Here is a 21,609-nt window from a genome sequence, read left to right as displayed (position 1 = left end):
ACGGGGCTTATCCGACAGAACGACCAGTATTTACGCCAAGAGGGGCGGCAAGCCTTTGTTCAGGGCCATTTTTTCCATGACGGCGGTGCCAGTCAGGGCGTAACCCAGCAGGTTGCCGCGGGTGTCGCGGCACAGGGCTTTGATATCGGCACCCTGCCCTTCAACGGTCCACACCCCTTCCATGCCGCGCGGTACGGGTGAAACCACCAGCGGACACACCGGGGTTTTTACGGTGATCGGCATAGGGCCATAACTGACTGCGGTCGGGTTGCCGGCAAGGGTTTGCGCCAGTGCGCGCGCGCAGCTCATCAGCGGCATGACGTAGAGCAGATTCAAGCCATCGACTTCCGCGCAGTCGCCCAGCGCGAAGATATTGGCGTGGGATGTCTGCAAATGACGATCGACCACAATCCCGCGACCGGTCTGCAATCCTGCTGCAGCGGCCAGATCGACACGCGGACGCAAGCCAATGGCTGAGACCACCACGTCACACGGGAGCACTTCTCCATCGGAAAGGTGGGCCTCCAGCCCCTGCTCGGTACGTAGCAGGCGCGTCAGCACCGGCCCCAGGTGGAAACGCGCACCCAGCTCTTCCAGGCCTGCTTGCACCGCAGCAGCGGCTGCCGGGTGAAGTAACGTCGGCATGACTTGCTCACAAGGCGCAACCAGGTCCACTTCATAGCCACCGATGATCAGGTCGTTGGCGAACTCGCAACCAATTAAACCGGCGCCCAGCAGCAACACCCGATGTTTGCCTGCGGCCGCAGCGCGAAACCGTGCGTAATCCTCAAGATCGTTGATCGGGAATATCGCGTCACTGGCATCACCTTCAACAGGGACACGCACGGTTTCAGCGCCCCAGGCGAGGATCAGGTCGCGGTAGTACACGGCCTCTTCGCCAATCCACAGGCGCTTGTGCCCCGGATCGATGCCGCTGATACGCGTGTGGGTGCGCACTTCGGCTTTCAGTTGCTCAGCCATGGCGCCGGGTTCGGCCATGCTCAAGCCATCGGCTTCCTTATTTTTCCCAAAGCCGGTGGAGAGCATTGGCTTGGAGTAGGAACGCCCGTCATCCGCGGTAATCAGCAGCAGCGGCGTTTCGCCATCGAGCTTGCGAAATTCCCGGGCGAGGTTGTAGCCCGCCAGGCCAGTGCCCACGATTACGACAGGTGCGTTCATTCGGTTCTCCTGATTGAGGTGCAAAAGGTCGAACGGCAGATCAGCCGATTTCGATCATTTCAAAATCCATTTTGCCCACACCACAGTCCGGGCACAGCCAGTCCGCAGGCACGTCTTCCCAGCGGGTTCCCGGCGCGATGCCGTCGTCTGGCCAGCCGTCAGCCTCGTTATAGATCAAGCCACACACAATGCACTGCCACTTCTTCATTGGTAAATACTCTCGGTTCTCAGGCTGTCCTGGCCCAGGCGGTCGATGGGTAACGCGATTGCCGCCAGGCTCAGGGCGTTTTGTACTGATCGGGGCGCCCAGATGCAAGCGCGATCGACGCAACAGGGCTGTCCTCAGGGGTCAGGCCCCGCAATCAAACATGCTAAGCTCGCCGCTTCGACTGTTGCCAATAATTACCCACCGTGTCCCACCAACGCCTTCTTCTTGTTGCCCCCGACTGGCTCCAGCAAAATCAGCTGATGGAGTTGCCCGAGCCTGTAACCCTCGATTGGCTATTCAATCAGGACTCGCTGACCCGCCGTCTCACTCGCCTCTCTGCCAATGGTTTCAGCGTGACCCCGCTGTTCGAGGGCTGGCAAACCCTGCGCGCGGACGAATGCGCAGCGCTGGACTTGCCCGCTCAAAGCCTTGGCTGGGTGCGCGAGGTGTATTTGCGCGGCAATGCCCGGAAGTGGGTCTTTGCCCGTAGCGTCGCGGCACAAAGCGCCCTGCTGGAAGGCGGGCTGAATATGGATGAGCTGGGCACGCGGTCACTGGGCGAGCTGCTGTTTTGCGACGCGGCGTTCGAACGCGGCGCCCTGGAGGTGTGCCACTACCCTGCCGCGTGGCTGCCCGCTGATGATGCTGTCGAAGGCTTATGGGGCCGACGCTCATGTTTCAGCCGTGGCGCCTTGAGTCTGTTGGTGGCCGAAGTCTTTCTGCCGAATCTGTGGCACGCGATTGAAGTCGCCGGGCCCGTTGTTACGGAGCGTCATTGATGTACCTGAGCCTGCTTAAATCGCTGAACCGCCTGAATCCAAGGGCCTGGGACTTTATCCAGCTGACCCGCGTCGACAAGCCCATCGGCATTTACCTGCTGCTGTGGCCGACCCTGTGGGCGCTGTGGATCGCGGCCAAGGGCGTGCCGTCTTTGAGCAATCTGCTGATTTTCGTGATCGGCGTGATTCTGATGCGTGCCGCCGGTTGCGTGATCAATGACTTCGCCGACCGTAAAGTCGACGGCCACGTCAAACGTACCGAGCAGCGCCCGCTGGTCAGCGGCAAGGTCAGCTCGCGTGAAGCGTTGGTGTTGTTCGCGGTGCTGGTGGGCTTGAGTTTTCTCCTGGTGTTGCTCACCAACTCGCTGACCGTCTGGCTGTCGTTCGGCGGTCTGGCACTGGCTGCGTGCTACCCCTTCATGAAGCGCTATACCTACTACCCGCAGGTGGTGCTGGGTGCAGCGTTTTCATGGGGCATGCCGATGGCGTTCACCGCGGAGACCGGCGACCTGCCAGCAGCCGCCTGGTTGCTGTACATCGCTAACCTGCTGTGGACTGTGGGCTACGACACCTACTACGCGATGACCGACCGCGAAGACGATCTGAAAATCGGGGTCAAATCCACGGCAGTGCTGTTTGGCGACGCAGACCGCGTGATTATTCTGGGTTTGCAGGGCCTGGCGCTGGGCTGCCTGCTGCTGGCCGGATCACGCTTTGAGCTGGGCACTTGCTTCCACGTGGGTCTGCTGGTGGCTGCCGGGTGCTTTGTCTGGGAGTTCTGGTACACCCGCAATCGTGAGCCGCAACGCTGCTTCAAGGCGTTTTTGCATAACCATTGGGCAGGGCTGGCCATTTTTGTCGGCATCGTCGCCGATTATGCACTGCGTTAACCGTCAGAATTCAAGCAGACGGCTAACGCAACAGCCTGGCGCTTAATGCTTGGCGGCGTGCCACATGTCCATTTTGCCGTCGCCCATCATGTCTCCCGCTTTTTTGTCCATTTTGAAGGTGTAGAGCGGTTTGCCGTCGTAGGCCCACTGCATCTTGCCGTCGTCACGCTTGATCATTGTCCACTCGCCAGCAGCCTTGCCATCGGCAGGCGCCATCAGGGGTGGCCAGCTTTCAGCGCACGAGCCATTGCACATTGACTTACCGTCAGCGTCCTTGTCGAAGGTGTACAGCGTCATCCCCTTCTGATCGACCATCATTCCATTCTTGACCATGGCAGGGTCCGCAGCGAACGCCATCCCGGACGAAGCCAGGGCCGCCGCGGTGAACACGCCAAGCAAGGTTTTCGAGATTTTAGTCATTTGGATGCATCCTCTTTTTGTTTTAAGAGCGAGCTCTAAGCTTAGACCCAAAATACGCAGGCATACTGACCATCCCCAGGCTGTCACACGACTGCAATAATTCCGTTATCTAATGCGGCTCAAGACAGTTAAATGACAAGAGGACCGAGCATGGCTGGCAGGAGCATTCTGATAGTTGACGACGAAGCGCCTATTCGCGAAATGATCGCCGTTGCGTTGGAAATGGCCGGCTACGATTGCATGGAAGCCGAAAACTCCCAGCAAGCCCATGCCATCATCGTTGACCGCAAACCGGACCTGATTTTGCTCGACTGGATGCTGCCTGGCACCTCGGGCATCGAATTGGCCCGCAGGCTCAAGCGCGACGAACTGACCGGGGACATCCCGATCATCATGCTCACCGCCAAGGGTGAAGAGGACAACAAGATCCAGGGCCTGGAAGTCGGCGCCGACGACTACATCACCAAACCGTTCTCACCCCGCGAACTGGTCGCACGCCTCAAGGCTGTGTTACGCCGCGCCGGGCCGAGCGATGTCGAAGCACCGATTGAAGTCGGCGGCCTGTTACTCGATCCGATCAGCCACCGCGTCACCATCGACGGCAAACCCGCGGAAATGGGCCCGACCGAATACCGTTTGCTGCAATTTTTCATGACCCACCAGGAGCGTGCCTACACCCGTGGCCAATTGCTCGATCAGGTGTGGGGCGGCAACGTGTATGTCGAAGAGCGCACCGTAGACGTGCATATCCGACGCCTGCGCAAAGCCCTCGGCGACGCCTACGAGAATCTGGTTCAAACTGTTCGCGGCACTGGTTACCGTTTTTCTACCAAGAGCTGATCCCGCGCGTCTTTAGCGCGTTGGCTGCTGACAGGCCTGATTGACCGCCCACTCGACAAGGATGCGTTTTAATTGAACCAAAACTGGCATGGCACCCTGATCCGTCACATGCTGCTATTGGTGACCGGCTGCCTGGTGATCGGTTTGATCAGCGGCTATTACGGCTGGAGCCTGGCGATTGGGCTGGCGATTTACCTGACGTGGACACTTAAACAATTACTGCGCCTGCACCAGTGGCTACGCCAGCATAAACCCGACGAACCACCGCCTGACGGGTACGGTTTGTGGGGCGACGTGTTCGACAGCATTTATCAGCTGCAACGCCGCGACCAACGCGTGCGCGGCCGGTTGCAAGCGGTGATCGACCGCGTTCAGGAGTCCACTGCGGCCCTCAAAGACGCAGTGATCATGCTCGACAGCGACGGCAACCTGGAGTGGTGGAACCGCGCAGCGGAAACCCTGCTCGGCCTGAAAACCCCGCAGGACAGCGGTCAGCCTGTGACCAACCTGGTGCGTCATCCACGCTTCAAAGAATACTTCGAGCAGAACAACTACCTTGAGCCGCTGGAGATCCCCTCGCCGATCAATGATCGCGTGCGCGTGCAACTGCTCATCACCCGCTATGGCAACAACGAACACCTGATGCTGGTCCGCGATGTGACCCGCATTCATCAGCTTGAGCAGATGCGCAAAGACTTTGTCGCCAACGTCTCTCATGAGCTGCGCACGCCACTGACGGTGATCTGTGGCTATCTGGAAACCTTGCTCGATAACGTTGAAGAGATAAACCCGCGCTGGGCTCGTGCCCTGCAGCAGATGCAACAGCAGGGCGCGCGCATGCAAACCCTGCTCAATGACTTGCTGTTGCTGGCCAAACTCGAAGCCACTGACTACCCGTCGGGTAACCAACCGGTCGTCGTATCAACGCTGTTGCAGACCATCAAAAATGACGCCCAGGCGTTGTCCGGGCAGCGCAACCAGCGCATCACCCTGGAAATCGACAGCACACTCGGACTCAAGGGCAGCGAGCCCGAGCTGCGCAGTGCGTTTTCCAATCTGGTGTTCAATGCGGTGAAATACACCCCGGCCGAAGGCGCCATCCACATCCGCTGGTGGAGCGACGAGCAAGGTGCGCACTTGTGCGTACAGGATTCAGGCCCCGGTATCGAGGCCAAGCATTTGCCGCGCCTGACCGAGCGTTTCTACCGCGTCGATTCCAGCCGAGCCTCCAATACCGGTGGCACCGGGCTTGGTCTGGCCATCGTCAAGCACGTGTTGTTACGCCATCGTGGCACGCTGGATATCAGCAGCGTGCTGGGCAAAGGCAGCAGTTTTACCTGCCATTTTGCCCCTGCCCAAGTGATCAAGCTCTGAGCAAACCCCTAGGCAAGCTGGCCGGTAGCCGCTACATTGCCCCTCTTATGCCCGTCACTTTGGCTGCGGCAGCCCCCTAGATAATACGGAACCTTTAAAACTCCACCATGGACCCTTCCCCTAGTTATAACCTGGCCTCACTTTTTGCCGATTTCGGCATGATTCTTTTTGCAATGGTCCTGGTTCTGCTCAACGGCTTTTTCGTTGCCGCCGAGTTCGCCATGGTCAAGCTGCGTTCAACCAAGGTCGAATCCATCGCCGTTAAAAACGGCTGGCGCGGTCATATCCTGCGCACGGTCCACAGCCAGCTGGACGCCTATCTTTCAGCTTGCCAGTTGGGTATCACCCTCGCCTCCCTCGGCCTTGGCTGGGTCGGTGAGCCGGCGTTTGCCCACTTGTTGGCCCCGCTGCTGGACATGGTCGGCGTACAGTCGCCGGAATTGATCAAGGGCATCTCCTTCTTCAGCGCATTTTTCATCATTTCTTACCTGCACATCGTCGTCGGCGAGCTGGCCCCCAAATCCTGGGCGATCCGCAAACCCGAGCTGCTGTCGCTATGGACGGCCGTACCGCTGTATATGTTCTATTGGACCATGTACCCGGCGATCTACCTGCTCAACGCCAGTGCCAACGGCATCCTGCGCATCGCCGGGCAAGGCGAACCCGGCCCGCATCACGACCATCAATACAGCCGTGAAGAACTGAAGCTGATTCTGCATTCGAGCCGTGGTCAGGACCCGAGCGATCAAGGCATGCGCGTGCTGGCCTCCGCCGTCGAAATGGGCGAACTGGAGGTGGTCGACTGGGCCAACTCCCGCGAAGACCTGGTGACCCTGGACTGCAATGCGCCGCTCAAGGAAATCCTGGCCCTGTTCCGCCGTCACAAATTCAGCCGCTACCCGGTCTACGATGCAGAGCGCGGTGAATTCGTCGGCCTGCTGCACATCAAGGACTTGTTGCTGGAACTGGCCGCGCTGGACCATATCCCCGAGTCGTTCAACCTCGCCGAGCTGACCCGGCCGCTGGAGCGCGTGTCCAAACACATGCCGCTGTCACGCCTGCTGGAGCAGTTCCGCAAGGGTGGCGCGCACTTCGCACTGGTTGAGGAGGCCGACGGCAAAATCATCGGTTACCTGACCATGGAAGACGTGCTGGAAGTATTGGTCGGCGATATCCAGGACGAACACCGCAAGGCCGAACGCGGCATTCTCGCCTACCAACCCGGCAAGTTGCTGGTACGGGGCGATACGCCGTTGTTCAAGATCGAGCGCCTGCTGGGTATCGATCTGGACCACATCGACGCGGAGACACTCGCCGGATTGATCTACGAAACCCTGAAACGGGTGCCTGAAGAAGAGGAAGTGCTGGAGGTCGAAGGCCTGCGCATCATCATCAAAAAGATGAAAGGGCCGAAAATCGTCCTGGCCAAGGTGCTCAAGCTGGATTGACCTGGAAAGGCCTGTTCGTTCCCACGTGATGAACTGCGCAATCTACTGTGCGGTCTGGGTGATCCCGACCGCCTCAGTTCCCGCCCACCGCAAAGTTCGGCAGGCTGTCGACGCGCTCAGCGAACCGATAGGGAATCGACTCCAGCCCCAGCCCGCCGTTGCGCTGCACCACGAAATGCAGATGGGGCCCGCTGCTGTTGCCGGTATTGCCGGAACGCGCCAGCGCGCTGCCAACAACGACGTGCTGACCTTCCTTGACGCTCACCGAACCACGCATCAGGTGCAAATAGACACCCATGGTGCCGTCGTCGTGCAGAATCCGGACAAAATTGCCTGAAGGGTCCGCGCCGTGGCCCGATTGACCATTCTCGGTTTTAACCACCGTCCCCGCCCGCGCGGCAATGATCGGCGTGCCTTCGGGCATGGCGATGTCCATCGCGTAACGGCTTTTAATACCAAAATGGCTGAAGGCGCCATTGGGGCCCTGGCTCAGGCGAAAAGGCCCACCCTGCCAAGGCAGCGGATAACTGTAACCCTGAGGCTGACGCCCAGGGTCGCCCAACGAGTAGCGCAGCTTGGGCGTGTAACTCAGCGCCTTGCCCGCTTGCCTAGGGCTGAGCACGGCCAGACGCAACGCGCTGCGGGCGGGAATGACACGGTGGATCGTCTGCTCCGTGACGCCCAGCACGTTCTTCAGCGCCGTGACCTGCAGCTCTACCTCGACCGGCGCATACGTATCGTTGCGCACAAACAGGCTGTGCACACCCTTGTCCTTTTTGATGTTCAGATGCACCTGTTTTTCAAGGTGCTCGACGATCCGCTCGCGCGGCACCACCACCGTAGCACCCGCCGTCGGCCTGTCAGTAAACGAGACCACGCCATTGGCATCGGTGAATTTATAGATGGTCAACGCCGCCGACGATTGCGCGGTCAGCAGCAGAGCACACAGGAGTAAGCAGCGCTCGAGCATCGTGATTGATATCTGGGTAGTGGGAGGCAGGGAGAGCGTAGCAGCGATTTGCCGCCATTTGGGGGTGGCGGTATCAATCAGTAGCAAAGAGGCGGGGAAATCAGACAAACCGCATCAGCGCCTCCGCAGACAAGCCTGCAGAGGCGCTGATGCCAAGGGATCAACCCCCCGGTGAGAAGTGCTTTTGCGCCGTGCCGCGGGCGATCAAGCGGGAGACGTAGTCGAGTTTCTGCGCGTCCTGATCGACAAAGCGGAAGGTCAGTTGCAACCAGTCGCTGTCGGGTTTTGGTTCGTAGGCGACGATGGCGTGCAGGTAGCCGTTGAGACGGGCGACTTCGGCGTTCTCGCCTTGTTCCAGGTCGAGTACGGCGCTGTCGAGTACTTGTGGCAAGACGTCACCGCGACGCACCACCAGCAGCGCTTCCTTGAGGCTCAGCGCCTTGATCACGCATTGCTGGTTACCGCTGGGCAACCGCAATTGGCCTTGACCGCGACCGCCAAGGGCTGACGCAGCAGCAGGCGCAGAGGCCTGGGCAGCCGGGTTGATCAAGGGTGCCGCTTTAGGCCCGGTAGCTGGCGCAGCAGCCGGCCTGACCACTTCCGCCTTGCCACCGGTCAGGGCGCTGAGGGAATCATTACCGAACGCCGAGTTCATCTTGGTTGGCGCGCTGGCCAACAGGGTGTCGAGCTTGCCGACTCTGGCCAGCGCCTTCTTGACCTTGGTCAGCAGCTGCTCATTGGTGAACGGCTTGCCGATAAAGTCGGTAACGCCGGCCTGGATCGCCTGGACCACGTTTTCCTTGTCGCCACGGCTGGTGACCATGATGAAAGGCAGGGCCTTGAGGTTGTCCTGCCCACGGCACCAGGTCAGCAGTTCCAGCCCGGACATCTCCGGCATTTCCCAGTCGCACAACACCAGATCAAACGCCTGACGCTCCAGCAAGACCTGAGCCTTGCGACCGTTGACGGCGTCTTCGATGTGAATACCGGGGAAGTAGTTACGTAACCCTTTTTTCACCAGATCGCGAATAAACGGCGCGTCGTCCACCACCAGCACACTGACTTTACTCATTGATCTTTCCCTTTAAAATCCCGGCAAGCATAGCGCTGGTTGATGGCCAATTGCCAAACCGATTAACGACGCCAGGACTTTTCGTTCGCGGGCGGCTTGAGTTCAACGCCCGTAACGAAAACGCCCGACAATGAGCCGGGCGTTTTTTTGCAGGCAATCTTATTTATCGTCAGATTTACCCAGAACATTAGCGCTATCGCTGCTGACGCCCTGCACTTCTTCCTTCATGCGCTTGAGGCCCATATGGCGGACGTCGGTGCCGCGCACCAGGTAGATGACCAGCTCCGAAATATTACGGGCATGGTCGCCGATACGCTCCAGCGAACGCAGCACCCAAATCACGCTCAACACCCGCGAGATAGAGCGCGGGTCTTCCATCATGTACGTGACCAGCTCGCGCAGCGCGGTTTTGTATTCGCGGTCGATGGTCTTGTCATACTGGGCCACGGACAGCGCCAGATCGGCATCGAAGCGGGCGAACGCATCAAGTGCATCACGGACCATGTTGCGCACCTGATCGCCGATATGCCGCACTTCAACGTAACCGCGCGGCGATTCGCCTTCTTCACACAGCTGAATGGCGCGCTTGGCAATTTTGGTGGACTCATCACCGATGCGCTCAAGATCGATCACAGACTTGGAGATGCTGATGATCAAACGCAGGTCGGAGGCCGCTGGCTGACGACGCGCAAGAATGCGCAGGCATTCTTCATCAATGTTGCGTTCCATCTGGTTGATCTGGTCGTCGATGTCACGAACCTGCTGGGCCAGGCCCGAGTCGGCTTCGATCAACGAGGTCACCGCATCGTTGACCTGTTTCTCGACCAGGCCACCCATCGCCAGTAGATGGCTGCGCACTTCCTCGAGTTCGGCATTGAACTGCTGGGAGATGTGATGAGTAAGGCTGTCTTTATCGATCATGCTTATTGTCCTTGGAACGTCCAGTTAACTACGAGACCGCAGCAGTACTTCAGGGCCAACCCGCCAGGCCCTAGCCGTAACGGCCGGTGATGTAGTCTTCTGTCTGTTTTTTCGCCGGGTTGGTGAACAGCGTGTCGGTATCACCGAACTCGACCAGTTTGCCCATGTACATGAAGGCGGTGTAGTCGGAGACCCGCGCCGCCTGTTGCATGTTGTGGGTCACGATGACGATGGTGTACTTGGCTTTCAGCTCGTAGATCAGTTCTTCGACTTTCAGCGTCGAGATCGGATCGAGTGCCGAGCACGGCTCATCGAGCAGCAGGACTTCCGGCTCCACGGCGATAGTACGTGCAATCACCAACCGTTGTTGCTGACCACCGGACAGACCCAGTGCCGACTCGTGCAGGCGGTCTTTGACCTCCTCCCACAGTGCCGCACCCTTGAGTGCCCACTCGACCGCTTCGTCGAGTACACGTTTTTTGTTGATGCCCTGAATACGCAGGCCGTACACCACGTTTTCATAGATGGTTTTCGGGAACGGGTTAGGCTTCTGGAACACCATGCCGACGCGGCGACGCAGTTCAGCCACGTCTTCGCCCTTGCGATAGATGTCGTGGCCGTACAGGTTGATGGCGCCGTCCACGCGGCAGCCGTCAACCAGGTCGTTCATCCGGTTGAACGTGCGCAACAGGGTCGATTTGCCGCAGCCGGACGGGCCGATAAAGGCGGTCACGCGTTGTTTCGGGATGTTCATGCTGACGTCGAACAACGCCTGCTTGTCGCCGTAGAACAGGCTCAGGCCCGGCACTTCGAGTGCAACGGTTTCATTCGCCAGGTTCAGGCCTTGCTTATCGCGTCCCAGGGCGGACATGTTGATGCCGTGGGTATGGGTTTCGTGCTGCATAGGGTTACTCCATACGCTAACAATTCGTTTCATCGAACCGCCCTCCTCGCATGAGTGGGCGGCGCTCTTCAAATCAGCTATCCAGCGCTTTGTACTTCTCGCGCAGGTGGTTACGAATGGCCACCGCAGACAGGTTGAGCAAGGCGATCACCAGCACCAGCAGCAGCGCCGTGGCGTACACCAGCGGCCGCGCGGCTTCGACGTTCGGGCTCTGGAAGCCGACGTCATAAATATGGAAGCCCAAGTGCATGATCTTCTGGTCAAGGTGCAGGTACGGGTAGTTGCCGTCCACTGGCAGCGACGGCGCCAGTTTCACGACACCCACCAGCATCAACGGCGCCACTTCGCCAGCAGCACGGGCGACCGCCAGAATCATGCCGGTCATCATCGCCGGGCTGGCCATGGGCAGCACGATCTTCCATAAGGTTTCAGCCTTGGTTGCGCCGAGTGCCAGCGAACCTTCGCGAACGGTACGCGGAATCCGCGCCAGACCTTCTTCCGTGGCCACGATCACCACGGGGACGGCCAACAGTGCGAGGGTCAGAGACGCCCAGAGCAAGCCTGGCGTGCCGAAGGTCGGTGCTGGCAAAGCTTCAGGAAAGAACAACCGGTCCACCGAACCGCCGAGCACGTAAACAAAGAAGCCCAGGCCGAATACCCCGTACACAATCGCCGGCACCCCGGCCAGGTTGTTCACTGCGATACGGATCAAACGGGTGACCGGGCCTTGCCGTGCGTACTCTCGCAGGTACACCGCAGCCAGGACGCCGAACGGGGTGACGATCATCGCCATGATCAGGGTCATCATCACGGTACCGAAAATCGCCGGGAAGATCCCGCCTTCGGTGTTGGCTTCACGCGGGTCTTCGCTGAGGAACTCCCACAGTTTCTTGAAGTAGAAACCCAGCTTGGTAAAGGTGCCCATGGCATTCGGTTGGTAAGCGTGAACCACTTTGCCGACGCTGATCACCACTTCGTTGCCGTTGGCATCGCGGGCCGTCAGGCTGTCGCGATTGAACGCCTCATGCAGCGAGCCCAGTCGCCCTTCAATTGCCTGGTAACGAGCATCCAGTTCGGCGCGCTCGCTGTCCATGTCCGCTTGAGCGGCAGCATCGAGCGTGCCGTCGAGTTCCAGTTTGCGTTTGTGCAGACGCAGACGCTCGATGCCATGGTTGATGGCGCCAATGTCTTTTTTCTCGAGTTTGTTGAGCTCACTGGCCAGGGTTTCGACGCGCTTGATTCGCTCTTGAAGCATCGGCCAGGCCGCTTCACCTTCGGCGATGACCTTGCCGTCTTCCTTGAGATTGACCAGATAGCCGTAGTAGTTACCCCACTCACGACGCTCCAGGGTCATCAGCTCGGCAGGTGTGCTCTGTTCCGTCAGCCACTCGCCGACAACCCAGGTGAAATCGCTTGGGTTGGAATCACGATTACCGACCTTGAACAGCTCGCGGGTCATGAACTCCGGGCCGACATCGGGTACCGGCAAGCCTGCACCCTTGAGGCGAGCGCGAGGCACTTCCTCGGCCTGCACCACTTCACCGATCAATACATGGTTAGCCTGATTGGGCACGTTGTACTGCGCACGCACCACATCAGCCGGCCAGAAGTGGCCCAAGCCACGGACGGCGATCACTGTCAGCAAGCCCAGGGTCATGATCACCGCGATGGACACAGCGCCCGCGCTCATCCAGACGCCGGGGGCACCGCTCTTGAACCAACTCTTGAGGGAGTTCTGTTTCACAGACTTCTACCTTCCTTAGAGAGACGAATATTTCTTGCGCAGACGCTGACGAATCAGCTCCGCAAGCGTGTTCATCACGAAGGTGAACAACAGCAGCACCAGCGCCGCCAGGAACAGCACCCTATAGTGACTGCCGCCGACTTCGGACTCCGGCATCTCAACCGCGACGTTCGCCGCCAGCGTACGCATGCCTTCGAACAGGTTCATGTCCATGATCGGTGTATTACCGGTGGCCATCAGCACGATCATGGTCTCGCCGACAGCGCGGCCCATGCCGATCATCAAGGCCGAGAAGATGCCAGGGCTGGCGGTGAGGATCACCACCCGCGTCATGGTCTGCCACGGCGTTGCACCCAGGGCCAGCGAGCCCAGGGTCAGACCGCGCGGCACACTGAATACGGCATCTTCAGCGATGGAGTAGATGTTCGGAATCACGGCGAAACCCATGGCCAGCCCGACCACCAGCGCGTTGCGCTGATCGTAGGTGATGCCCAGGTCGTTGGTGATCCACATGCGCATGTCGCCGCCGAAGAACCAGGCTTCCATATACGGGCTCATGCCCAGCGACAACCAGCCCACCAGCAACACCACAGGAATCAGGATTGCGGCTTCCCATCCATCCGGCACCCGCAGGCGGAATGACTCCGGCAAGCGGCTCCAGATAAAGCCCGCCAACAGAATGCCGATCGGTGTCAGCAGCAACAGGCTGAAGATCCCCGGCAAATGTCCTTCCAGATACGGCGCCAGAAACAGGCCAGCGAAAAAGCCGAGAATCACGGTCGGCATCGCTTCCATCAACTCGATCACCGGCTTGACCTTGCGGCGCATGCCCGGGGCCATGAAGTAAGCGGTGTAGATCGCTGCAGCAATCGCCAGGGGCGCCGCCAGCAGCATCGCGTAGAACGCCGCTTTCAAGGTGCCGTAGGTCAATGGCGCAAGGCTCAGCTTGGGCTCGAAGTCAGTGCTCGACGCGGTGGACTGCCAAACGTACTTGGGTCCGTCGTAGTTTTCGTACCAGACCTTGCTCCACAGCGCGCTCCACGAAACTTCCGGGTGCGGGTTGCGCAGGCTCATAGGCAGCAGCTTGCCGCCCTCTTCGACGATGATCTCGTCAGCACGTGGCGACAGTCCCATGACACCTGGGCCCTGAGCCACCTGATCGACCAACAGCGTGCGATGCGCGGTGCTATGGAACACCCCGAGCTTGCCGGAAGCGTCGAGGGCGACGAAGCCTTTACGGCGTTCTTCACCGGTGATCTGTACGATCGGCGTGGTGCCCATCTGGAAGTCACGGATGTGCTCCAGGCGCAGCTCGCCGTCGGTATCGCGGGCCATGAACCACTGAGCCAGACCGCCCGTGGAGCTGCCGATAATCAACGACACACCGCCGACCAATTGCGTACTGGCGGAGACTTCAGCGTTACCGTCTTCCAGCAGCTTGTAGCGGCCATTGAGGCTGCGATCACGCAAGCTGAACACGTCGGCCTGAGCGCGACCGTTGATTACGTACAGCCACTGTTGGCGCGGATCGATATAGATCGCCTTGACCGCTTCGGTCATGTGCGGCAATTCGATGCGGGTCAGCTCGCTGGTGGTCTCCCCGGTCATCATGTTTTCTTCCTGGGACAGGGAGAGCACATGCAATTGCGAACCGGTGGAACCCGCTACCATCAGGGATTTGTCGCTGGCGTTGAGGCTGACGTGCTCCAAGGCCTGGCCTTGTTCGTTCAGGCTCAGCGCCGCTTCACCAAATGGATACGTGATGGTCGGGCTGATGGTCTTGACGTTGTCCGGGTAGGTGATCAGGTAGTTGTGTTTGAACACCAGCGCCTGACCGTTGGACAGACCCAGCACCATCAACGGGCTGCCTGGCTGATCTTTACCGATAGCCGTCACAGTCGTGCCCGCCGGAATCGGCAAGGCGACATGCTTGAGCTCGGTCCCGTCGTCGATGCGGAAGAACAGTGCCTCACCCTTGTCGGAAACCCGCAGGCCAACCTTGTTCTGCTCTTCGATGGCAAACATCAACGGCTTGCCAGCATCCTGCATCCAGGCCGGATTGAGCGCCTTCTCGGTGGTCAGTTTCGCACCTTGGAACAAGGGCGCGACCACGTAAGCAAGATAGAAGAAAATCAGCGTAATGGCGGCCAGCACTGCCAGACCACCGACCAGTACATACCACTGGGTCAGACGGTCTTTAAAGGCGCGTATACGGCGCTTTCGCTTGAGTTCGGGCGTATTGAAGTCAATTCGCTCGGGAGGGGAATTTTGAGTCATGGTGGAATTGGCCAGATCATTCATGCGCTCACCCTAGCGGTCCTTTATTACAAAAACATGACAGTGCAGTGACGCAAAAAATCCGCCGCCCAAAAGTACTGGCAGCGGACTACGAAATTAGTAGCGGGACCCCGTTGAATCAGGTCCCGCTCAAGGATTGAGATCGGGGCAAAAAAGCGCGTGCCCCGCGTCAATCCTTACTTGGCAGCGCCTTCCTGCAAGCCCAGGTCAGCCAGTGCTTTGGCAGCAACCTTGGCTGGCAACGGGATGTAGCCGTCTTTGATCACGACTTCTTGACCCTGTTTAGACAGGACCATTTTCACGAACTCGGCTTCCAGCGGTGCCAGAGGCTTGTTCGGCGCTTTGTTCACGTAGATGAACAGGAAGCGCGACAGTGGGTATTTGCCGTTCAGTGCGTTTTCTTCGCTGTCTTCGATGAATTCAGTACTGCCTTTCTTGGACAGGGCAACCGTCTTCACGCTGGACGTTTTGTAGCCGATACCTGAGTAACCGATGCCGTTCAGCGAGCTGCTGATCGAGCTTACAACCGAAGCAGAACCTGGTTGTTCGTTAACGTTAGCGCGGAAGTCACCTTTGCACAGGGCTTCTTCTTTGAAGTAGCCGTAAGTGCCGGATACCGAGTTACGACCGAACAGTTGGATCGGTTTGCCAGCCAGGTCGCCGGTCACGCCGACATCACCCCAGGTTTTGGCTTCGGCTTTGGCGCCACACAGACGGGTCGCGGAGAAAATCGCGTCCACTTGTTCCATGGTCAGGTGCTGAATCGGGTTGTCTTTGTGTACGAAAATAGCCAAGGCATCGACCGCGACCGGGATTGCAGTTGGCTTGTAGCCGTACTTCTGTTCGAAAGCCGCCAATTCGGTGTCTTTCATTTTGCGGCTCATCGGGCCCAGGTTCGAGGTGCCCTCAGTCAGCGCAGGTGGCGCGGTGGCCGAACCGGCTGCTTGAATCTGGATGTTCACGCTTGGGTATTCTTTTTTGTAAGCCTCAGCCCACAAGGTCATCAAGTTTGCCAGGGTGTCAGAGCCGACACTGGACAGGTTACCCGAGACACCGGTGGTCTTGGTGTAGCCCGGAATAGCTGGGTCAACAGCAGCAACCGCAGTGGCGGTGGCAACGCCTGCGGCGACGAAAGTCAGGGCCGCCATCAATCGCTTAAGTCTCATGCCTTGCTCCTAGCAAAATTGGATAGGTATTGGATCGACGCCAAGTATCTAAGGGCCGTATGAACACTCTATGAAAGCAATGTGACAATTAGATGAAAGGCCATCATCGATTTTCAATGATGGCCTTCCAGTTCAGGAGGGAGGGTGCAGCGGCATTCGCCCGGCAGGCCGGGCGATTCAACACTCAGCGTTGCCTGCGCAACAGATGAACACCAATCAGCATGCCCATGACGCAGAGGATCGCCACGTACCAGGCCGGCCCCATAGGACTGGTCTTGAGCATGAGGGTCACTACCATCGGCGTCAGACCGCCGAATATCGCGTACGCCAGGTTGTACGAGAACGACAGCCCCGAGAACCGCACGGCTGCCGGAAAGGCCCGGACCATGACGAACGGCACCGCACCGATGACCCCGACAAACAGCCCGGTGATGGCGTACAACGGAAACAGCCAGTCTGGGTGCGCCAAAAGGCTGTGATAGAACGTCCATGAACTGACGAGCAATGCCAGGCAACCGAGGATAAACACCCAGCCCGCACCAAAGCGATCCGCCAGAGAACCCGCGCCGACACAGCCCAGGCTCAGGCAGACAATCGCCAGACTATTGGCCTTCAGCGCCGTCGCGGGGGAGAAACCGTAAACCGTCTGCAATACCGTTGGGGTCATCAGGATCACGACGATGACGCCGGCCGACAGCAGCCAGGTCAACAGCATTGATAACAGGATCGCCCCGCGATGGTCGCGCAACACGGCCTTGAGCGGCACCTCTTCGGCCAGCGCCTTGCGCAACTGCAGCTCGGCGAAAACCGGCGTCTCATGCAGCCAGCGGCGCAGGTAAACAGACAGCAAACCAAATACGCCGCCGAGCAAAAACGGAATCCGCCATGCGTAATCGAGCAGCTCCTCAGCGCTGTAGAGGCTATTGATCAGGGTGGCGACCAGCGAACCCAGCAAGATGCCCGAGGTCAGGCCGGCGGTCAGGGTGCCGCACGCGTAGCCAATGCTGCGCGGCGGCACGTGTTCGGACACAAATACCCAGGCGCCAGGCACCTCACCGCCAATCGCCGCACCCTGAATAACCCGCATCAACAGCAGCAGGATCGGCGCCCACAGGCCAATCTGCGCGTACGTCGGCAACAGGCCCATGATCAGGGTCGGTACGGCCATCATGAAAATGCTCAGGGTGAACATTTTCTTGCGCCCCAAAAGGTCGCCGAAGTGCGCCATAACGATGCCGCCCAGCGGTCGCGCCAGGTAACCGGCAGCAAAAATGCCGAAGGTCTGCATCAATCGCAGCCACTCCGGCATGTCCGCAGGGAAAAACAACTTGCCGACCACGGTGGCAAAAAACACGAAAATGATGAAGTCGTAGAACTCCAGCGCTCCGCCCAGGGCAGAAAGCGACAAGGTCTTATAGTCGCTGCGGGTCAGCGGGCGCGAGGGCTGCACGGTACTTGAGGACACAGTGGGCATGACAAGGGCTTCTCTTGGGATTGCTGAGCCTCAGCAACGCTGGCTGAGGCTTGACGGCCTGCACACTTCATCACTCAGGAAAACGCTGACATGGGCATCAAAATTGCCCTTTATAGAGAGAAGTACAGAGCCGATCGGGTCCGGCAAGATAGCAAATTCTCTAAAAAGCACACAGTCAGGCGCTTTACCCGGTCAAAATGAGAACCGAGTGGTCGTCGCATGGCCCATCGATCGATATACTTGCAGACCGTAAGAGACGACCCAGCGTACACCGGGGTTGCTGTGCGAAATCGCCGCTGAGCCCAATCCAGCCGCTTTCGCAGAGTTTCCCCTTAAGGCACCGCTGAAAGCGGATGAACGCAATTAGTTCATGAACATCGTTTTCACTGAGGCCTGTTAACCGCACCAAAACTTTAAAGAGTCATGGGTCGAGGCACCCTAGGCATGATTGAACTCGAACAAGAAGATCCGATACCGCAGGGCGACCTTGCGTTGCAAATCACTGCATTGCCCCGCGAAACCAATGGTTTCGGCGATATTTTCGGCGGCTGGCTGGTCTCGCAAATGGACCTGGCGGGCACTGCCATGGCGAGTAAAGTCGCTGGCGGCCGCGTTGCGACCGTGGCCATTGATCGCATGGCATTCCTGGTCCCGGTCGCGGTCGGCGCGCAACTGTCCTTCTATACCCAAGCCCTGGACATCGGCCGCAGCTCGATCCAGATGATGGTCGAAGTGTGGAGCGATGACCCACTGTCCAGCGAATGGCGCAAAGTCACCGAAGCGGTGTTTGTGTTCGTCGCCATTGATGGCAGCGGCCGCACTCGCTCGGTACCGGCACGGCGATAAGCCTGGGTATTGGTCTGCTGGGGTAAACTCGTCGACTGTCGCACGGTCTACTTTTATCACTGTACTTGAGTGAGCACCCCCGCATGCCAACGCCCCATGTCGAATCCGTCAAACTCGATGAGCTCAACTGCTGGCGCATCCGCCACGGTCAGGCCGAGTTACTCGTCGCCCAGCAAGGCGCGCACATCCTCAGCTATCAAGTGGACGGCGAGCCGCCCCTGATCTGGCTAAACGACAAGGCTGTCTTCAAACAGGGCAAGCCGATCCGCGCCGGCATGCCGATTTGCTGGCCCTGGTTTGGCAATCTGGAGCGCAACCCTGCCAGCGTGCAGGCGATGCGCAACAGCAGCGAACCGGCCAAGGCCCACGGCGAAGTCCGCGCACTGGACTGGGAACTGCTGGGCATCGGCAATGATGGCGATGCGTTACTGGCCGAGTTCGTATTGCCCCAGGCCGAAGGTCATTTGCCTGGCTGGCCGCATAACGTCGCCCTCAAACTGAGCATTCGTCTGGACGAGCAGTTGCATGTCAGTCTGCTCAGCTACAACGCGGGCACCGAAGACGTCACCTTCAGCCAAGCATTGCACAGTTATTTCGCGGTCAGCGATGTACGGCAGGTCCACGTCCAGGGCCTGGACGGTTCGCGCTACCTCGACACGTTGAAAAACTGGGAAGACGAGCATCAGCAGGACGGCGACCTGCATTTCACGGCAGAGACGGACCGCGTTTACCTGGACACGCCGCACCACCTGAGCATCGTCGATCCGGGCTGGCAACGACGGATTCAGATCATGACCAGCGGCTCGAAGTCAGCGGTGCTCTGGAATCCGTGGGTCGACAAGACCAAAACCTTCAGCGACATGGCCGAAGACGGCTGGCAGCACATGGTCTGCGTCGAAACCGCCAACGTCCTGTCCGATGTCGTCACGTTGGCGCCAGACGCCATGCACACCTTGAGTGTCAGCACCTGGGCCGAGCCGCTGGCGGCGTTGCCAGAAGCGGAAGCGTAACCGTTACAGGTCCGCTTCGACCACGACGCGGACCTTCGAAGCATCCAGCGCGTAGGCCGCATCGGCCAGGTTATTGCTGACCGCCTCGACCTTGAGCGTGCCGATCACCCACAGCGGCGTGTAGATATCGTCCAGCTTCAGGCCTTTTGGATAACGCACCAGCACCAGTTGATTGGGTGGCGGTGGCGGCACATGGATGCATGCGCCCGGGTAAGGCACGAGGAAGAACAGGGTGCTGCGGCCTTTCGCGTCCGTTTCCAGCGGCACGGGATAACCACCAAGACGGATATTTTTGCCATTCATGGCGGGTACGGTCTTGGCCGAATACATCACGGCAGGCAAGCCCTTGCTCTGCTTCAAACCGCCTTTGCTATCGAACGTCCCCTGCGCTTCCGGGGAGTTGTGATCGATTTCAGGCATGGCTTCGAGGGCTTTTTGATCCGACTTTGGCATCAGTTCGAGCCAATCGGTTTCTGGCAGCTCGGCGCGGGCCAGCCCGGAGGCCAACAGCAGCGCTATAAAGAGGAGACGACGCATGAGGGAGCTCGGCAAAGTGGGTGGTAATCAGTGCCGGGCATTCTAGCTCTCTGCGCAGCAATAGCGCAGGGAGCCGATGAATAACTGTCAGTCTTTTTTGAGCATGCCGTACAGCACCAGCAGCACCACCGCGCCCACCAATGCGCCGAGGAAACCCGCGCCCTGGCCGGCCTGATAAATGCCCAGCGCCTGACCACCATAGGTCGCAGCCAACGAGCCACCGATACCCAGCACAATGGTCATGATCCAACCCATGCTGTCATCGCCTGGCTTGAGGAAGCGCGCCAGCAAGCCCACGATCAAACCGATAAAGATGGTTCCGATAATACCCATGCCTTTTCCCCTGTATTAATTGGACAAACCAAGGCCTGATGATGGCATTAGCGTCCTGTCATCAGAGAACCGCTGGCAGGATTGGTTCCGCGCACGTCTATTGCAGCTATTACGGCTTGATCAGCGCTTCGACTTTTTTGATCTGCTGATCAAGGGTGGCGCGATCAGCACAACGCAAGGTGGCATGACCCACTTTACGCCCGACCTTGAACGCCTTGCCGTAGTGATGCAGATGGCAGTCATCGATGGCGATGACCTTGTCCACAGCTGGCACTTCGCCGATGAAGTTGAGCATGGCGCTTTCGCCGACCTTGGCAGTGGAGCCCAACGGCAAACCGGCCACCGCCCGCAGGTGGTTTTCGAACTGGCTGCACTCGGCGCCTTCGGTGGTCCAATGCCCCGAGTTATGCACGCGGGGTGCAATCTCGTTAGCCTTCAAACCACCATCGACTTCAAAGAACTCAAAACCCAGCACGCCGACGTAATCGAGTTGCTTGAGTACGCGACCGGCGTAATCCTCGGCCAGCGCTTGCAGCGGATGCGAGGTACTGGCGATCGACAGACGCAAAACCCCGTTTTCGTGGGTGTTGTGCACCAGCGGATAGAAGCGCGTTTCGCCATCGCGGCCGCGCACGGCAATCAGCGACACTTCGCCCGTGAAGGGCACGAAACCTTCCAGCAAACAGGCAACACTGCCCAGCTCAGCAAACGTGCCGACCACATCAGCCGGGGTACGCAGCACTTTCTGGCCCTTGCCGTCGTAACCGAGGGTGCGGGTTTTCAGCACGGCAGGCAGACCCATGCTGGCCACTGCGGCGTCCAGATCGGCTTGCGACTGGATGTCAGCGAACGTAGGCGTTGGAATGCCGAGGTCCTTGAACATGCTCTTTTCGAACCAGCGATCGCGGGCAATCCGCAGCGCTTCGGCGCTTGGATAAACCGGCACGAACTGCGACAGGAACGCCACAGTTTCTGCTGGCACGCTTTCGAATTCGAAGGTCACCAGATCGACTTCATCGGCCAACTGGCGCAGGTGATCCTGATCGCCGTAATCGGCACGCAGATGTTCGCCCAACGCAGCGGCACACGCGTCTGGCGCAGGGTCGAGAAAAGCGAAACTCATCCCCAGCGGGGTCCCTGCCAAAGCCAACATGCGACCCAATTGGCCGCCACCGATTACACCGATCTTCATGGAA

Annotated in this window: 21 protein-coding genes; 7 read left to right on the top strand and 14 right to left on the bottom strand. The window is 59.1% G+C overall.

The annotated features are described in order from the left end of the window. Positions 1–30 precede the first annotated feature (30 nt). Positions 31–1,179, bottom strand: coding sequence for an NAD(P)/FAD-dependent oxidoreductase (locus tag AC1MEA_RS07825; RefSeq protein ID WP_480917276.1), 1,149 nt, complete (start codon positions 1,177–1,179; stop codon positions 31–33). A 40-nt stretch (positions 1,180–1,219) separates the two neighbouring features. Beyond that, entirely contained in the window at positions 1,220–1,387 is a 168-nt protein-coding gene (locus AC1MEA_RS07820; RefSeq protein ID WP_017528588.1) for a rubredoxin, read from the bottom strand. Between the two features lie 260 nt (positions 1,388–1,647). On the opposite strand from AC1MEA_RS07820, the gene AC1MEA_RS07815 reads away from it, so the two are divergent. Both AC1MEA_RS07815 and ubiA read left to right on the top strand, forming a co-directional pair. Next, complete coding sequence (locus AC1MEA_RS07815; protein ID WP_449634334.1) at positions 1,648–2,166, top strand: chorismate lyase; 519 nt, start codon at positions 1,648–1,650, stop codon at positions 2,164–2,166. Further along, positions 2,166–3,056: a 4-hydroxybenzoate octaprenyltransferase gene (gene ubiA / locus AC1MEA_RS07810; protein ID WP_449634254.1), complete on the top strand. Its 891-nt coding sequence runs from the start codon at positions 2,166–2,168 to the stop codon at positions 3,054–3,056. Before AC1MEA_RS07815 ends, ubiA begins: the two co-directional genes overlap by 1 nt. 42 nt (positions 3,057–3,098) lie before the next feature. On the opposite strand, the gene AC1MEA_RS07805 is transcribed toward ubiA, so the two are convergent. Continuing rightward, positions 3,099–3,476 carry a COG4315 family predicted lipoprotein gene (locus AC1MEA_RS07805; protein ID WP_219063076.1) on the bottom strand — a complete coding sequence of 126 codons (378 nt, stop codon included), beginning with the start codon at positions 3,474–3,476 and terminating at the stop codon, positions 3,099–3,101. Positions 3,477–3,626: 150 nt separating this feature from the next. Between AC1MEA_RS07805 and phoB the strand changes: the two genes are divergently transcribed. The 3 genes from phoB (at position 3,627) to AC1MEA_RS07790 (ending at position 7,138) form a co-directional block, all read left to right on the top strand. Next, positions 3,627–4,316 (top strand): phosphate regulon transcriptional regulator PhoB, encoded by a 690-nt coding sequence (gene phoB, locus AC1MEA_RS07800; RefSeq protein ID WP_219063077.1) that lies wholly within the window; start codon positions 3,627–3,629, stop codon positions 4,314–4,316. Between the two features lie 108 nt (positions 4,317–4,424). Then, positions 4,425–5,690 carry a phosphate regulon sensor histidine kinase PhoR gene (gene phoR / locus AC1MEA_RS07795; protein WP_257604414.1) on the top strand — a complete coding sequence of 422 codons (1,266 nt, stop codon included), beginning with the start codon at positions 4,425–4,427 and terminating at the stop codon, positions 5,688–5,690. Between the two features lie 107 nt (positions 5,691–5,797). Beyond that, positions 5,798–7,138, top strand: coding sequence for a hemolysin family protein (locus AC1MEA_RS07790; RefSeq protein WP_449634253.1), 1,341 nt, complete (start codon positions 5,798–5,800; stop codon positions 7,136–7,138). Between the two features lie 73 nt (positions 7,139–7,211). On the opposite strand, the gene AC1MEA_RS07785 is transcribed toward AC1MEA_RS07790, so the two are convergent. The 8 genes from AC1MEA_RS07785 to AC1MEA_RS07750 form a co-directional block, all read right to left on the bottom strand. Then, on the bottom strand, positions 7,212–8,108 hold the full coding sequence (locus AC1MEA_RS07785) for a peptidoglycan DD-metalloendopeptidase family protein (protein WP_449634333.1): 897 nt from the start codon (positions 8,106–8,108) through the stop codon (positions 7,212–7,214). Positions 8,109–8,268: 160 nt separating this feature from the next. Next, complete coding sequence (locus AC1MEA_RS07780) at positions 8,269–9,180, bottom strand: response regulator (protein WP_449634252.1); 912 nt, start codon at positions 9,178–9,180, stop codon at positions 8,269–8,271. Between the two features lie 159 nt (positions 9,181–9,339). Further along, positions 9,340–10,101, bottom strand: a complete 762-nt coding sequence (gene phoU, locus AC1MEA_RS07775) for a phosphate signaling complex protein PhoU (RefSeq protein WP_219063081.1) — start codon at positions 10,099–10,101, stop codon at positions 9,340–9,342. A 70-nt stretch (positions 10,102–10,171) separates the two neighbouring features. Further along, the gene (gene pstB, locus AC1MEA_RS07770; protein ID WP_480918111.1) at positions 10,172–11,005 is read right to left on the bottom strand and encodes a phosphate ABC transporter ATP-binding protein PstB; all 834 of its coding nucleotides are present in this window, start codon (positions 11,003–11,005) and stop codon (positions 10,172–10,174) included. Positions 11,006–11,078: 73 nt separating this feature from the next. After that, positions 11,079–12,695: a phosphate ABC transporter permease PstA gene (gene pstA, locus AC1MEA_RS07765; protein ID WP_480918110.1), complete on the bottom strand. Its 1,617-nt coding sequence runs from the start codon at positions 12,693–12,695 to the stop codon at positions 11,079–11,081. 69 nt (positions 12,696–12,764) lie between these two features. Beyond that, positions 12,765–15,050 carry an ABC transporter permease subunit gene (locus AC1MEA_RS07760; protein ID WP_219063082.1) on the bottom strand — a complete coding sequence of 762 codons (2,286 nt, stop codon included), beginning with the start codon at positions 15,048–15,050 and terminating at the stop codon, positions 12,765–12,767. A gap of 173 nt (positions 15,051–15,223) precedes the next feature. After that, positions 15,224–16,213, bottom strand: a complete 990-nt coding sequence (locus tag AC1MEA_RS07755) for a phosphate ABC transporter substrate-binding protein PstS family protein (protein ID WP_219063083.1) — start codon at positions 16,211–16,213, stop codon at positions 15,224–15,226. A gap of 184 nt (positions 16,214–16,397) precedes the next feature. Continuing rightward, entirely contained in the window at positions 16,398–17,687 is a 1,290-nt protein-coding gene (locus AC1MEA_RS07750) for an MFS transporter (RefSeq protein WP_219063084.1), read from the bottom strand. Positions 17,688–18,131: 444 nt separating this feature from the next. Here AC1MEA_RS07750 and AC1MEA_RS07745 point away from each other — a divergent pair, with 444 nt between their 5' ends. Both AC1MEA_RS07745 and AC1MEA_RS07740 read left to right on the top strand, forming a co-directional pair. Beyond that, on the top strand, positions 18,132–18,533 hold the full coding sequence (locus AC1MEA_RS07745; protein WP_219063085.1) for an acyl-CoA thioesterase: 402 nt from the start codon (positions 18,132–18,134) through the stop codon (positions 18,531–18,533). Positions 18,534–18,616: 83 nt separating this feature from the next. After that, complete coding sequence (locus AC1MEA_RS07740) at positions 18,617–19,543, top strand: D-hexose-6-phosphate mutarotase (RefSeq protein ID WP_480917275.1); 927 nt, start codon at positions 18,617–18,619, stop codon at positions 19,541–19,543. Positions 19,544–19,546: 3 nt separating this feature from the next. Here the strand turns inward: AC1MEA_RS07740 and AC1MEA_RS07735 are convergent, their stop codons facing one another. From AC1MEA_RS07735 to AC1MEA_RS07725, 3 genes are all read right to left on the bottom strand, one after another. Beyond that, positions 19,547–20,080, bottom strand: coding sequence for a DUF3299 domain-containing protein (locus tag AC1MEA_RS07735; RefSeq protein ID WP_219063087.1), 534 nt, complete (start codon positions 20,078–20,080; stop codon positions 19,547–19,549). A gap of 87 nt (positions 20,081–20,167) precedes the next feature. Next, entirely contained in the window at positions 20,168–20,413 is a 246-nt protein-coding gene (locus AC1MEA_RS07730) for a GlsB/YeaQ/YmgE family stress response membrane protein (RefSeq protein WP_219063088.1), read from the bottom strand. A 109-nt stretch (positions 20,414–20,522) separates the two neighbouring features. Beyond that, entirely contained in the window at positions 20,523–21,605 is a 1,083-nt protein-coding gene (locus AC1MEA_RS07725; protein ID WP_480917274.1) for a 5-(carboxyamino)imidazole ribonucleotide synthase, read from the bottom strand. Positions 21,606–21,609: the final 4 nt, after the last annotated feature.

Source organism: Pseudomonas sp. ASL8, assembly GCF_056680355.1.
Note: the sequence above shows the minus strand (reverse complement) of the source record. Positions and strands in the feature narration are given on the sequence as shown.

Bases quoted from the DNA above. Each gene is read 5' to 3' on its own strand.
- AC1MEA_RS07825 (WP_480917276.1), bottom strand. From the start codon at position 1,179: ATGAACGCACCTGTCGTAATCGTGGGCACTGGCCTGGCGGGCTACAAC.
- AC1MEA_RS07820 (WP_017528588.1), bottom strand. From the start codon at position 1,387: ATGAAGAAGTGGCAGTGCATTGTGTGTGGCTTGATCTATAACGAGGCT.
- AC1MEA_RS07815 (WP_449634334.1), top strand. From the start codon at position 1,648: ATGGAGTTGCCCGAGCCTGTAACCCTCGATTGGCTATTCAATCAGGAC.
- ubiA (WP_449634254.1), top strand. From the start codon at position 2,166: ATGTACCTGAGCCTGCTTAAATCGCTGAACCGCCTGAATCCAAGGGCC.
- AC1MEA_RS07805 (WP_219063076.1), bottom strand. From the start codon at position 3,476: ATGACTAAAATCTCGAAAACCTTGCTTGGCGTGTTCACCGCGGCGGCC.
- phoB (WP_219063077.1), top strand. From the start codon at position 3,627: ATGGCTGGCAGGAGCATTCTGATAGTTGACGACGAAGCGCCTATTCGC.
- phoR (WP_257604414.1), top strand. From the start codon at position 4,425: ATGCTGCTATTGGTGACCGGCTGCCTGGTGATCGGTTTGATCAGCGGC.
- AC1MEA_RS07790 (WP_449634253.1), top strand. From the start codon at position 5,798: ATGGACCCTTCCCCTAGTTATAACCTGGCCTCACTTTTTGCCGATTTC.
- AC1MEA_RS07785 (WP_449634333.1), bottom strand. From the start codon at position 8,108: ATGCTCGAGCGCTGCTTACTCCTGTGTGCTCTGCTGCTGACCGCGCAA.
- AC1MEA_RS07780 (WP_449634252.1), bottom strand. From the start codon at position 9,180: ATGAGTAAAGTCAGTGTGCTGGTGGTGGACGACGCGCCGTTTATTCGC.
- phoU (WP_219063081.1), bottom strand. From the start codon at position 10,101: ATGATCGATAAAGACAGCCTTACTCATCACATCTCCCAGCAGTTCAAT.
- pstB (WP_480918111.1), bottom strand. From the start codon at position 11,005: ATGCAGCACGAAACCCATACCCACGGCATCAACATGTCCGCCCTGGGA.
- pstA (WP_480918110.1), bottom strand. From the start codon at position 12,695: ATGAGCGCGGGCGCTGTGTCCATCGCGGTGATCATGACCCTGGGCTTG.
- AC1MEA_RS07760 (WP_219063082.1), bottom strand. From the start codon at position 15,050: ATGAATGATCTGGCCAATTCCACCATGACTCAAAATTCCCCTCCCGAG.
- AC1MEA_RS07755 (WP_219063083.1), bottom strand. From the start codon at position 16,213: ATGAGACTTAAGCGATTGATGGCGGCCCTGACTTTCGTCGCCGCAGGC.
- AC1MEA_RS07750 (WP_219063084.1), bottom strand. From the start codon at position 17,687: ATGCCCACTGTGTCCTCAAGTACCGTGCAGCCCTCGCGCCCGCTGACC.
- AC1MEA_RS07745 (WP_219063085.1), top strand. From the start codon at position 18,132: ATGATTGAACTCGAACAAGAAGATCCGATACCGCAGGGCGACCTTGCG.
- AC1MEA_RS07740 (WP_480917275.1), top strand. From the start codon at position 18,617: ATGCCAACGCCCCATGTCGAATCCGTCAAACTCGATGAGCTCAACTGC.
- AC1MEA_RS07735 (WP_219063087.1), bottom strand. From the start codon at position 20,080: ATGCGTCGTCTCCTCTTTATAGCGCTGCTGTTGGCCTCCGGGCTGGCC.
- AC1MEA_RS07730 (WP_219063088.1), bottom strand. From the start codon at position 20,413: ATGGGTATTATCGGAACCATCTTTATCGGTTTGATCGTGGGCTTGCTG.
- AC1MEA_RS07725 (WP_480917274.1), bottom strand. From the start codon at position 21,605: ATGAAGATCGGTGTAATCGGTGGCGGCCAATTGGGTCGCATGTTGGCT.